Here is a 12,573-nt window from a genome sequence, read left to right as displayed (position 1 = left end):
CGACTCGTGCTCTACACTTCAGCAGATGTAATCATCGCTAGACCATCCAGGACTTCTGTGTTTTTTACTCTTTCAGCACCCAATTCAGAGAGCAAGGAAATCATATCCTCCTCAGAGTACCGGTGTCTTCTTGTTGAAACATTTGACCATTTTAATAACGTCGTTTGTTCAAAGCCGCTGATATGATGTTTTTTACTATACTCGAATGCATTCATTTGATTCATCTTCATACTCGGATTCAACATCGTGATGGTACCACCTTTTTTCGTGACACGGATCATTTCCTTCAATCCGATTTCAGGTTCCGGTAATAGGAACATGACACATGTAGAAAGGGCAACATCAAAATGCCCATCCTCAAATGGCAATTCATACGCATCAGCAACTAGAAAAGTAGATTTGTCAGAACGATTATGTAGGAAAAAATTCTGTTGACTTGCTTTAACCATTTCAGAGGAAAGATCAACCCCAGTCAGATGCTTTGCCTCTTCCACCCCTTTGAGGAGAAGCCTGCCTGTCCCACATCCGATATCAAGGACTCGTGCGTCCTTCCAGCTGCCTGATTGTTTTTTCAGTTGATCATGTACAGCACTTAACCAGCTCGTTCTTGCCATCCCATCGAAAAAAGATACTAGCTGATCAAACTCTTCTCCATTCATCTTTCTCAATCATGCTCACTCCAGAAACTTATTTCGCAACCTCTTTCGACCAGCTTTGAGGATCCTTACACCATTCCGTTAAATGCTCGATTACGTCCTCAGAAATCCGGTTTTGATTTACGGCTACATTTACTAATGTACTAAAATCCGTCAAGGTTTGCACCTCAAGTTGAGCATCGCTGATCGCTTCTAAACCCTTTTGTAATTCATAAGTGAAAATTGCAGCACATCCTAATACTTCAACACCTTCTCTGTTCAGGGCATGCATCGAATTCAAAGCACTTCCAGCGGTTGAAATCAAGTCTTCAATAATGACGACCTTATCCCCACTTTTCAATTTCCCTTCAATTTGAGAACCAGTTCCATGTGCTTTCGGCTTCGATCGCACATAGACCATCGGAAGATTCAAACGTTCTGCTACCAATGCAGCATGAGGGATTCCAGCTGTCGCTGTTCCGGCGATTACATCGACTTCCGGATAATGCCTTTGAATGATATCCACGAAAAAATCTGCAATTTCAGAGCGTATTTCAGGATAAGAGATAATCAACCGGTTGTCGCAATAGATAGGTGCGCGCAACCCGGAAGACCACGTAAAGGGCGAGTCAGGACGTAATGACACGGCTTCGATATCAAGTAAATGTTTAGCGACTTGTTCTTTCATAGGTGGACCTCCATTCTTCCGTGATTGATTGATACGTTTTAAAAGGGTCAGAGGCGTGTGTAATGGAACGGCCGACAACGATGAAGTCACTTCCTAGCCTGTGAGCTTCGCCAGGCGTCGTCACTCGTTTCTGATCATTTACATCATCCTTCACGAAGCGGATTCCTGGTGTTACCGTCAAAAACGATGAACGGCAGTGCTTACGGATTTGCGGTACTTCAAGTGGGGAACAGACGACACCATCCAGTCCTGCACGTTCTGCATTGATAGCAAGCTGATTTACGGATTCTTCAACAGAACCATGAATGGATAACTCATCGTTGATCATTACGGACGTCGTACTCGTCAACTGAGTGACAGCGATACATTTCGGTCGTTGATGAATTGCTCCCTCTTCAAGACCTTCTACCGCCCTCCTCATCATATCAATTCCACCCATTGCATGGACGTTTACAAGATCGACACCCAGCTTGGACAAACCTTGCATAGCCTTATACACCGTTGTCGGGATATCATGAAGCTTCAAGTCAAGAAAGATCGCATGTCCTTCTTCCTTCAGCATGCGAATGAGGTCAGGACCTTCTTGATAAAAAAGCTCCATCCCGACTTTTACAAACAATCGTTCATCACGAAAAGAATCGAGGAACGTGTTTACTTCCTCCTTGGACGGAAAATCTAACGCGATGATGACAGGCTGTAACATGATTTCCAGCTCCTTCCGACCAGTTCACTGATATGATCGATCTTCTTCTCAGACAACTTTTCTTCCAAATCAGCAATGATTTCAGGACAAACCAATGGGTTGACGAAATTGGCTGTTCCAACCGCTACGGCACTTGCACCCGCTAGAAAGTATTCTAAAACATCGTCTGCACATGTAATGCCACCCATGCCGATGATCGGGATCGAGACGCGTTGACTGACCTCATAGATCATCCGGATCGCAACCGGCTTGATTGCCGGACCTGACAATCCCCCTGTCCGATTTGCGATGATGGGTTTTTCAGATTTCAAATCGATCCTCATGCCGAGGAGGGTGTTGATCATCGCCAATCCATCCGCTCCCGCCTGTTCCACGGCCTTGGCAATCTCCGTAATGTCCGTGACATTCGGGGAGAGCTTGACATAGATCGGTACCTCTGAAACATCTTTCACGGCCCTCGTCAGGGCTGCTGCTACAGAAGGATCGGTTCCAAAGGAAATTCCACCTTCTTTGACATTGGGACATGAGATGTTTAATTCAATTGCTGTGACATTTTTTGCTTTTGAGACCATTTCAGCGACTTTGACATAATCCTCTGTCTTTGTACCTGCAATATTCGCTAGTATAGGAACATCGTATCCCGCAAGAAAAGGCAGCTCGTCTGAGAGCACCTTTTCAAGACCGGGATTCTGGAGCCCGATTGCATTCAGCATTCCCCCTGGGGTTTCAGCGACCCGTGGAGTCGGATTACCAAAGCGAGGCTCCTCTGTCGTTGCTTTGATAGCGATAGCACCCAATTGACTGATGTCATAAAACTTCGCGAACTCGCGTCCGAAGCCGAAGCAACCTGAAGCAGGCATGATCGGATTTTTCATCGTTAAACCTGGCAGTTGCATGTCCATTCTGCTCACAGCTGTATCACTCCTTGTGGAAAAACAGGTCCGTCAGAACAAATTTTCCGATATTCATTCCCAGTTGGATCATCTTTTACAGGACATACACAAGCGAAGCATGCACCGATTCCACATCCCATCCGCTCTTCAAATGAGTAATAAGCACGTTCAGGATTCAATTGTTCTTCAATCGCCTTCATCATCAGGGTTGGACCACACGTGTACAATAAATCATAAGACGGGTTTTCATCGAGCACATAGTCCGTAACGAACCCCTGGAACCCAAGAGAACCATCGATGGTGGTCACAACCGTCTCACCAAGCATTTCAAATTTATCGATATAAAAGGCGTCTTTCTGTGAAGCAAATCCGAGGACATGCTTGACGTGAATATTCCGTTCGACAAGCTTACGAGAAAGGTAATATAAAGGCGGCACACCAATTCCTCCCCCGATAAGAAGAGCGGTCCCCCCTTGTTCTAACGTATCAAGGGGAAAGCCATTTCCTAAAGGACCGAGTACATCAAGGCGATCACCTACTCTTCTCTTCGAAAGCAATCGAGTCCCTTCCCCTTCAGTCCGATACAAAATCGTACATTCTTTCTTACCCAGATCAACATCACAAATGCTGATCGGTCTCCTTAGAAGGGGCATGTACTGTTCACCTGTACGAATGTGGAGGAACTGACCCGGCTCAGACATATGTGTGACCAGCTCCCCTGTGAATGTCAGTTCATAAATCTGATCGGCGATCCTTTCATGATGAACAATCGTCGTCAATTCCTTTCTCAAAGCAGGACACCTGCCTGCTTTTTTTCAAAGGAAGGCATTTCATTTGCTGAGAACGTCATGGATTCAATGACATTCAATAAGGCTCTGACTGTATCAAAGGATGTCAGACAAACCGCTCCATTCTCTACCGCTTCCCGGCGGATTCTGAATCCATCTCTTGCTGGTTGTTTCCCTTTCGTCAACGTATTCACGACAAATTGCACTTCGCCTTGCTGGATACGGTCAAGCAAGCTTGGCGTGCCTTCCTGGATTTTATTGACGATGGTAACCGGGATACCATGGTCTGAGATGTAGTTCGCCGTCCCTTCTGTTGCAAGGATTTGATAGCCGATTTCGTAGAAGCGTCGAACAAGGGAAAGACCCTCTTCTTTATCTTTATCAGCGATGGTGAACAATACAGAACCGAATGTCGGTATATTCATTCCTGAAGCTATCAGTCCTTTGTAGAGTGCTTTTTCCAGCGTGCGGTCCCTTCCCATTACCTCTCCGGTCGATTTCATTTCTGGTCCGAGTGTAATATCGACCCTGCGCAATTTCGCGAAAGAGAAGACTGGTACTTTGACAAAAACATCTTCAGGCTCTTCGTGATAGCCTGTTTCATATCCTAGGCTGCTTAACTGTTCACCAAGGATCGCTTTGGTCGCCAGGTTTGCCATCGGAACACCTGTTATCTTACTGAGGAATGGTACAGTACGGCTTGACCTTGGATTTACCTCCAATACGTACAGCTCATCTTGACAGATGACATACTGGATGTTGAGTAAACCGACGATTTTCAAGCCTTTCGCCAATTTTGTCGTACATTCGATGATCTGAGCTTTCATTTGCCTCGAAAGCGTTTGTGGCGGATAGACGGCGATTGAATCACCTGAATGGACGCCAGCTCGTTCAATATGTTCCATGATGCCAGGGATATACACGGTCTCTCCATCGGAAATGGCATCTACTTCGATTTCCTTACCGAACAGGTAACGATCAATCAATACCGGATGTTCAGGGTTGATTTTCACTGCATTTTCCATATATTGGAGTAATTCATTTTCTTGATAGACGATTTCCATCGCCCTGCCCCCGAGGACATACGAAGGACGGACAAGGACAGGATAACCGATTTCCCTCGCAACCTGAACCGCCCCTTCTACAGAAGTAGCCGTCTTTCCTGGAGGCTGAGGGATATCAAGAGACTGTAAAGTGCGTTCAAATTTATCTCGATCTTCGGCTTTATCCATGTCTTCTAATGTTGTGCCAAGAATTTTCACCCCACGAGCACTTAACTCAGATGCGAGATTGATTGCCGTCTGACCACCGAACTGGACGACGACGCCAATTGGGTTTTCTTCACGTACGACGTGCATGACATCTTCCACCGTAAGTGGTTCGAAATATAACTTATCGGATGTACTGAAATCAGTCGACACCGTCTCTGGATTGTTGTTGATGATGATCGCTTCATATCCCGCTTCCTGGATCGCCCAAACTGTATGAACCGTTGCATAATCGAATTCGATTCCTTGACCGATGCGTATCGGTCCTGATCCGAGAACAAGGACACTATCCTTCTTACTCGCCTCGACCTCATTCTCCTGACCATACGTCCCATAATAATAAGGCGTGGCTGAATCAAATTCTGCCGCACACGTATCGACCATCTTATAAACTGGGAATACGCCGTGCTCTTCTCTAAATGTGAAGATATCGATTTCTTTCGCCTTCCATAGACGGGCAATTTCCCTATCAGAAAATCCACGTAATTTGGCTTCTTTTAAAATGTCCAATTGATAAGGAGCTGAAGCAAGCTTCTTCTCGATATCCGTAATGTACTTCAATTTGTTCAAAAAGAACGGGTCAATTTTCGTCCAGTCATAAATGGTTGATATTTCAACATTAGCCCGCAACGCTTCTGTGACATTATACAACCTCTGATCGTCCGTGGTTTTCAGGATTGCCTCCCAATCATCCACCTCTGTCGCATCTATGGAGCTTTGAAGATGATCGATATCTGTCTCTAGCGATCGGACCGCCTTTAATAACGATTCTTCAAAATTTCGTCCAATCGCCATCACCTCACCCGTCGCTTTCATTTGAGTGCCTAATGTCCGGTTGGCTGCTTCAAATTTGTCGAATGGCCACCTTGGAATTTTTGTGACGACATAGTCTAGGGCTGGCTCGAATGACGCATACGTTCGTCCTGTTACCGGGTTTTTCAATTCATCCAATGTAAAACCGACAGCGATTTTCGCAGCCAGCTTGGCAATCGGATAGCCTGTCGCTTTTGAAGCAAGGGCCGAAGACCGGCTGACCCGAGGGTTTACTTCAATGATGTAGTAGTTAGAGCTGTTGGGATCGAGAGCAAGCTGCACATTACATCCCCCTTCAATCTCGAGCGCACGGATGATCTTCAAGCTGGCATTTCGTAACAATTGGTATTCGCGATCAGTCAGTGTCTGGCTCGGTGCTACAACGACCGAATCTCCCGTGTGGACCCCGACAGGGTCGATATTCTCCATATTACAAACGACGATCGCCCCGTCCTTTCCGTCTCTCATCACTTCATATTCGATTTCTTTGAAGCCGGCGATGCTTTTTTCGAGAAGAACTTGAGATACCGGGCTGTATTTCAATCCGCTTGAGACGAATTCATGTAATTCTGCTTCGTTGTTCGCAATGCCCCCGCCGGTTCCTCCCAGGGTATAGGCCGGACGGATGATGACTGGAAAGCCGATCTTTTCGACGAATTCCTTCGCTTCACTTAAAGAACGTATGATTTCACTTTCCGGAATCGGTTCATTCAGTTCGTTCATCAGTGTCCTGAACAGATCACGATCTTCAGCCTTCTGAATCGAGTTCAAGTTCGTTCCAAGGAGTTCAACCCCGTGTTCTTCTAAAATCCCTGCCTCAGACAATTCCACAGCTAGATTCAATCCAGTCTGCCCACCCAATGTGGCGAGCACGCCATCTGGTTTTTCTTTTCGGATGATGCGGCTCACGAAATCGACTGTCAATGGTTCGATGTATACTTTATCTGCCATGGTTGTGTCGGTCATGATCGTAGCAGGGTTAGAATTGACAAGGATGACTTCGTATCCCTCTTCTTTTAAAGCCTGACAAGCTTGAGTACCGGCATAATCAAATTCTGCTGCCTGGCCGATGACGATCGGTCCCGAACCAATCACAAGAATCTTTTTTATATCTAGACGTTTTGGCATACTGCATTCCCCGCTTTCTTAAAAGTAGACATCAGCGTCAAGAACTGTTCAAATAGATCGTTTGAATCATTCGGTCCAGGTGAAGCTTCCGGGTGGAATTGAACACTGAACGCCGGGTGTTCTCTATGACGGTATCCTTCAACCGTTCCATCATTAATTGCTGTGTGGGTAATGATAAGCCCCAGCTCCTCAAGACCGTTCGGTTCAACAGTGAAGCCGTGATTTTGGGAAGTGATCATGACCTTATCACGATCTAAATCTTTTACTGGATGATTGACACCTCTATGACCGAATTTCATCTTGACCGTTTTGGCTCCACAAGCCAGTCCTAGCAATTGGTGTCCAAGGCAGATTCCGAAGACCGGCACTTTCCCAAGTAGGTTCTTCACCATTTCAATCGCTTCTGGTACATCCGTCGGATTCCCTGGTCCGTTACTTAGCATGACGCCATCGGGTTGGAGTCGAAGAATCTCCTCAGCACTGACATTGTAGCGGACGACTGTCACATCACATCCCCTTTCAATCAGATCACGAAGAATGCCTCTTTTCGCACCAAAGTCTACAAGGACAACCCGCTTCCCTCTACCTGGTAATGTATATGGGGTAGTCGTCGATACTTTTTGCACTTGATCCTTCGGCAAGGAAGCGAATTGAAGAGCTTCAATCACCTCATCAACATTTACATCCAAGGAGCATATCTTCCCTTTTAATGTACCGTGGGTGCGTATTTTTTTCGTCAATGCTCGTGTATCGATTCCAGCAATTCCGGGTATATCTTTCACTCGTAACAGCTCATCTAATGTACTTGTCGATTGCCAATGGCTGGGTTCACTCGCAGCCTCACTTACAATGATGCCGGCAGCAGCAGGTTCGATAGATTCGAAGTCCTCATGATTAATGCCGTAATTACCGATTAATGGATACGTGAAGGTGATGATCTGATCACAATAAGAGGGATCTGATAACGTTTCCTGATAACCTGTCATTCCCGTCGTAAATACGACTTCCCCCGATGTTTCACGTTCACTTCCGATTGCTGTCCCTTCAAAAACACTACCATCTTCCAAAATCAGCTGTCGCTTCATCATGCCATTACACTCCTATTCTTGTAAGCTACTTTTCCAGCTACCAAAGTGAGAATCGGCCAACCGTTACAGATACGATCAACAAAAGGTGTGTTACGACCCTTCGATAGAAAAGCTTCTGGTTGGATCGGTTTTTCATGCTCAAGGTCAATTACGACAAGATCCGCTGGAGCACCTTGTTCAATTCTTCCATAGGGAAGTCCGAAGCAGGCGGATGGTTTGCTCGTCATCCGGTCAATCAGGAATTCCATGTCACAGATTCCTGGTTTAACAAGGTACGTGTATAAGAGCGGAAATGCGGTTTCTAAACCGACGATTCCAAACGGTGCTCTCTCAATGCCGACAGACTTTTCTTCTTCTGTATGAGGGGCATGGTCTGTCGCGATGAAATCGATCGTCCCATCCAACAGACCTTCGATAAGGGCATTACGATCTTCTTCACTTCGTAATGGAGGGTTCATTTTATAGTTTGGAGACTGGTCTACGATATCCTTTTCACAGAGAAGCAGGTGATGCGGCGTAACTTCTGCGGTCACATGAATGCCTGCTTTCTTTGCGTCACGGACAATTCTGACGGATTCTTTCGTACTGATATGGCAAACGTGATAGTGAACCCCAGTCGCCTCTGCAAGCAATACGTCTCTCGCTATCTGGACGCTTTCACATACCGAAGGGATACCGTTTAAGCCATGTTCACTTGCATATTCCCCATCATGTACACACCCACTATGTATGAGTGAATTTTCCTCACAATGTGCGACAATCGGCATTTGAAGCTCTGCCGCTTTTTTCATAGCCTGCAGCATCGTATCTGCATTTTGGATCCCTACTCCATCATCTGTGAATGCGAATGCTCCTTCTGCTTTGAGGCTTTCAAAATCAACGAGATCCTTACCGATTTGTCTTTTTGTAATTGCAGCATACGGCAGCACCCGAGTTACGGCCGTATCCTTGATCCGTTTTTGCAAATCACGCATCGTTTCCACACAGTCAGGTACAGGACGAGTATTCGGCATCGCTGCAATTGTCGTAAACCCACCTTTTGCTGCAGCAAGCGACCCTGTTTCAATCGTTTCCTTATGTTCTCCTCCTGGCTCTCTCAGATGGACATGCAAGTCGACAAATCCTGGTGCGATAAGATTCCCATCCAAATCAATGACCTCGTGGCCTTCAGAATCAATGTTTGAAGCCATTTCCGTAATCTTGGATTCTGTGATCAGTACATCAATCAACCCATCATTTCTTCCATTCCAAAGCCTTGCATTCTTAAGCAGTAATCCCATCGTTTTTTACCTCCTCGAGTTGTAGTGCCCATTGTAAGACAGCCATCCTTATGGCTACACCGTTTGTCATCTGTTTGAAAATCCTTGAACGACCGCATTCGACCAATTCATCTGCGATCTCCACACCTCTGTTCACTGGTGCAGGGTGCAGGATGATGCTTTGATTCTTCATCAGTCTTTCACGCTCAACCGTCAGACCGAACTGTTGGTGGTATTGTTCTTTGGTCAAATCCATGATATCGGCATGACGCTCATGCTGAATCCTCAGCATCATGACTGCATCTGCCTCTTTAATCGCTTGATCGATCGGTACGTAGGTTCCATTCGGCATTTCTGTGTCAAACCATTGTTCTGGACCCGAAAAGAGTACTTTAGCACCCATCTTCGTCAGTAGGCTTGCATTGGATCGAGCGACACGACTATGTCTTAAGTCCCCTATGATGGCCACCGTCAATCCTTGTAATACGATGAACTCCTGCTGAATCGTCAAGAGATCGAGTAGCGATTGTGTTGGATGGTTTCCACAGCCATCCCCTGCGTTTAAAATCGGGATTCCAACGTCCTGCAGCTGCTGGAAATACCTGTCTTCATTATGCCGGATGATGACCGCCTCTGCTCCGATTGCTTCGAGTGTCCGTACAGTGTCATACAACGACTCACCCTTCTGAACACTCGACCCCTCTGCTTCAAAATTGAGTACGTGTAACCCTAAACGCTTTTCTGCAACTTCAAAACTGAATTTTGTCCGTGTACTCGGTTCATAGAATAAGTTTGCGACAAACCGCTTTTCGGTAGGTTCAGATACATCGAAATTCCGATCCAAAATATACTGTGCTCGCTTCAAAAGATATTCGATTCGAGTAGGACTTAACGTATCAATCGTAAGCAAATGATTCATTGCTATCACTCCTAACAACTCAATGTTTGTAAAAAAAACACGCCTTGGACATCGTCTAGGCGTGTTTAAGCAGAAGGACGAACTTGATTTCGTCGTCCTTATACTAACAGCCCATCTTTATAAGCCTCTCTGGACATTATTTAAAAGATGGTACATCATGCTGCAGGTTCTTTCGATTTTTCTTCGGTCACTTCACTAAAAATGGAAGCCTCGTGAATGTCTTTATCTCTCCCTGGAATGAGCAGGTTCAATGCAATTCCTGTAATCGTTGCAAGCGCCATGCTCGCCACTTGAAATTCCTCCGTAATCTGGAGGGTTGCGCCACCTACACCGAGTACGAGAATGACGGACGAAATGACTAGATTGCGTTTTTCACCAAGATCGATTTTGTTATCAATCAGCATTCTTAAGCCTGATGAAGCAATGATACCGAATAGGAGGATGGATACCCCTCCCATGACAGGTGTAGGAATCGTTCCAATTAGCGCTGTTATCTTTCCGATGAAGCCGAACGCAATGGCCAGTACTGCCGCTCCTCCAACTACGAAGACGCTGAATACACGAGTTATCGCAAGGACTCCGATATTTTCTCCGTACGTTGTATTAGGTGGTCCGCCTAAGAAGGAAGCAATCATTGTGGCAACACCATCACCCATGATCGAGCGATGAAGTCCAGGTTTTGCAATAAAGTTCTTCCCGGCGACTTTACTAAGCACCATTTGATCACCAATATGCTCAGTAATGGTAACCACTGCAATCGGAACCATAATCAGGGCGATCTGCCATGAAAAGACTGGTGTATACGTAACGAATGGAACCATCAAGTCCGGAACCTGGAACCATTGCGCTTCACGGACAGGTGTGAAATCAATCAAACCGATGAAGTAGGAGTACACATAACCTCCGACAATACCGACTAGAACCGGTATCAGACTGAAAAAGCCTTTTAAGAAGACTGCTGCAATAATGGTAATTCCTAACGTGACCAAGGCTGCTGAAAAGTGGGGCAGGCTGTATACCTTCGGATCCGACCCCGGAATGTACATTGCCATATCAACTGCAGTTGTTGCCAGACCAAGACCAATCACGATGATTACAGGACCGACGACGATAGGGGGCAGAATTTGCAGGAGCCATTTTATGCCCAGTCCCCGGATCATGAGTGCGACTCCTCCATACACTAGTCCAGCGAGGAAACTTCCGACCATGACTGCTTCCATCCCACCTAATGACTTCGCCAAAACGATCGGCGCAATGAAAGCGAAGGATGATCCCAAGTACGCCGGAATCTGTCCTTTGGTGATCAACAGGTAAGCGAGTGTACCTAAGCCGCTTGACACAAGGGCAACAGCTGGACTTAAACCTACTAAGAACGGCACAAGGATCGTTGCACCGAACATCGCGAAAAGATGTTGAAAGCTTAAAGTCAACCATTTTCCTGGGTTAGGTACTTCACGGATTCCAATTTCTTTTTGATTCATGATTCAATTCCTCCTCAGATTTTGAGGCCCAAAAAAAACCTCTTTGCAGGCATGCAAAGAGGTTGGATGAAGTGGTCGTCCATAGGTATACAGATTTCCTGTATATCCGTACTTTCGCCATCTCACTCCCCTTTGCCAGCCTCACGGGACTGACTTAAAAAGGGCCATATCAGTTTTTTTGAATGATCACTTGTTCTTTTTCATCTACTTCATTTAAATCGACACTGACGATCTCTTCACGAGATGTCGGTACGTTCTTACCGACAAAATCAGGTCGGATCGGAAGCTCTCGGTGTCCTCTATCAATGAGTACAGCGAGTTGGATCTGAGAGGGTCTTCCTAGGTCCATCACTGCATCCATCGCTGCTCTGACGGTTCTCCCTGTAAATAGGACATCATCGACGAGCACCACTGTTTTGTTCGTGATATCAACCGGTATATCCGTTCCTCTCAACATCGGTTCTTCGTTGTCCGTCTTTTTTGAAAGGTCATCGCGATATAAGGTGATATCCACTTCTCCACTGTTGACACGTACACCCTCGATTTGTTCTATCCTTTCACTCAAACGGTTTGCAAGGTAGACTCCGCGTGTTTTGATGCCTACAAGAACTAGGTTCTCAGTCCCTTTGTTCCGTTCAAGGATCTCGTGTGCAATCCTTGTCAAAGCCCGTTTGATTGCCTGTTGATCAAGCAATACGGTATGTTCCACAACCGTTCACCCCCCTTTTATCGACTTATCGTATTTTTGTACTCTCTCTAATATGGTTTCGCTGTCCACCTGGGACGATATCAAAAAACCCTCTCACCGTGATTTGTGAGAGGGTAGACTTATGCTGTGACAATCCATGAGCATACACTTCTTCTAAAGCGCTCATCGACCGAACCGTTTCCCTTCTCAGCCTCACGGGAC

At 46.0% G+C, this 12,573-nt stretch carries 11 protein-coding genes; all 11 read right to left on the bottom strand.

Going from position 1 to position 12,573, the window contains the following annotated elements; all coding sequences use genetic code 11:
- Window positions 1–11: 11 nt before the first annotated feature.
- Window positions 12–659 (bottom strand): class I SAM-dependent methyltransferase, encoded by a 648-nt coding sequence (locus V1497_RS07955; protein ID WP_349410768.1) that lies wholly within the window; start codon window positions 657–659, stop codon window positions 12–14.
- Window positions 660–687: 28 nt separating this feature from the next.
- Complete coding sequence (gene pyrE, locus V1497_RS07950) at window positions 688–1,323, bottom strand: orotate phosphoribosyltransferase (protein WP_349410443.1); 636 nt, start codon at window positions 1,321–1,323, stop codon at window positions 688–690.
- Window positions 1,304–2,026, bottom strand: a complete 723-nt coding sequence (gene pyrF, locus V1497_RS07945) for an orotidine-5'-phosphate decarboxylase (RefSeq protein WP_349410442.1) — start codon at window positions 2,024–2,026, stop codon at window positions 1,304–1,306. Before pyrF ends, pyrE begins: the two co-directional genes overlap by 20 nt.
- Window positions 1,999–2,928, bottom strand: coding sequence for a dihydroorotate dehydrogenase (locus V1497_RS07940; protein ID WP_414703636.1), 930 nt, complete (start codon window positions 2,926–2,928; stop codon window positions 1,999–2,001). Before V1497_RS07940 ends, pyrF begins: the two co-directional genes overlap by 28 nt.
- 5 nt (window positions 2,929–2,933) lie before the next feature.
- Entirely contained in the window at window positions 2,934–3,710 is a 777-nt protein-coding gene (locus tag V1497_RS07935; protein ID WP_349410440.1) for a dihydroorotate dehydrogenase electron transfer subunit, read from the bottom strand.
- Entirely contained in the window at window positions 3,707–6,916 is a 3,210-nt protein-coding gene (gene carB, locus V1497_RS07930; protein ID WP_349410439.1) for a carbamoyl-phosphate synthase large subunit, read from the bottom strand. The genes V1497_RS07935 and carB overlap by 4 nt, the downstream gene beginning before the upstream one ends.
- Window positions 6,901–8,001: a carbamoyl phosphate synthase small subunit gene (locus V1497_RS07925; protein ID WP_349410767.1), complete on the bottom strand. Its 1,101-nt coding sequence runs from the start codon at window positions 7,999–8,001 to the stop codon at window positions 6,901–6,903. Before V1497_RS07925 ends, carB begins: the two co-directional genes overlap by 16 nt.
- Complete coding sequence (locus V1497_RS07920) at window positions 8,001–9,284, bottom strand: dihydroorotase (RefSeq protein WP_349410438.1); 1,284 nt, start codon at window positions 9,282–9,284, stop codon at window positions 8,001–8,003. The genes V1497_RS07925 and V1497_RS07920 overlap by 1 nt, the downstream gene beginning before the upstream one ends.
- The gene (locus V1497_RS07915) at window positions 9,268–10,182 is read right to left on the bottom strand and encodes an aspartate carbamoyltransferase catalytic subunit (protein ID WP_349410437.1); all 915 of its coding nucleotides are present in this window, start codon (window positions 10,180–10,182) and stop codon (window positions 9,268–9,270) included. The genes V1497_RS07920 and V1497_RS07915 overlap by 17 nt, the downstream gene beginning before the upstream one ends.
- 155 nt (window positions 10,183–10,337) lie before the next feature.
- Complete coding sequence (locus V1497_RS07910) at window positions 10,338–11,663, bottom strand: solute carrier family 23 protein (protein WP_349410436.1); 1,326 nt, start codon at window positions 11,661–11,663, stop codon at window positions 10,338–10,340.
- 169 nt (window positions 11,664–11,832) lie between these two features.
- Window positions 11,833–12,372 carry a bifunctional pyr operon transcriptional regulator/uracil phosphoribosyltransferase PyrR gene (gene pyrR, locus V1497_RS07905; RefSeq protein WP_349410435.1) on the bottom strand — a complete coding sequence of 180 codons (540 nt, stop codon included), beginning with the start codon at window positions 12,370–12,372 and terminating at the stop codon, window positions 11,833–11,835.
- Window positions 12,373–12,573 lie beyond the last annotated feature (201 nt).

The sequence above is a fragment of the Pseudalkalibacillus sp. SCS-8 genome (assembly GCF_040126055.1).
Classification (GTDB): domain Bacteria; phylum Bacillota; class Bacilli; order Bacillales; family Fictibacillaceae; genus Pseudalkalibacillus; species Pseudalkalibacillus nanhaiensis.
This window is presented reverse-complemented; position numbering and strand designations above follow the sequence as displayed.

What these genes read in the sequence shown, in the direction of transcription:
- pyrF (WP_349410442.1), bottom strand. Translation starts at nt 2,026, where the DNA reads ATGTTACAGCCTGTCATCATCGCGTTAGATTTTCCGTCCAAGGAGGAA.
- V1497_RS07915 (WP_349410437.1), bottom strand. Translation starts at nt 10,182, where the DNA reads ATGAATCATTTGCTTACGATTGATACGTTAAGTCCTACTCGAATCGAA.
- V1497_RS07910 (WP_349410436.1), bottom strand. Translation starts at nt 11,663, where the DNA reads ATGAATCAAAAAGAAATTGGAATCCGTGAAGTACCTAACCCAGGAAAA.
- V1497_RS07940 (WP_414703636.1), bottom strand. Translation starts at nt 2,928, where the DNA reads ATGGACATGCAACTGCCAGGTTTAACGATGAAAAATCCGATCATGCCT.
- V1497_RS07955 (WP_349410768.1), bottom strand. Translation starts at nt 659, where the DNA reads ATGAATGGAGAAGAGTTTGATCAGCTAGTATCTTTTTTCGATGGGATG.
- V1497_RS07920 (WP_349410438.1), bottom strand. Translation starts at nt 9,284, where the DNA reads ATGGGATTACTGCTTAAGAATGCAAGGCTTTGGAATGGAAGAAATGAT.
- carB (WP_349410439.1), bottom strand. Translation starts at nt 6,916, where the DNA reads ATGCCAAAACGTCTAGATATAAAAAAGATTCTTGTGATTGGTTCGGGA.
- V1497_RS07925 (WP_349410767.1), bottom strand. Translation starts at nt 8,001, where the DNA reads ATGAAGCGACAGCTGATTTTGGAAGATGGTAGTGTTTTTGAAGGGACA.
- pyrE (WP_349410443.1), bottom strand. Translation starts at nt 1,323, where the DNA reads ATGAAAGAACAAGTCGCTAAACATTTACTTGATATCGAAGCCGTGTCA.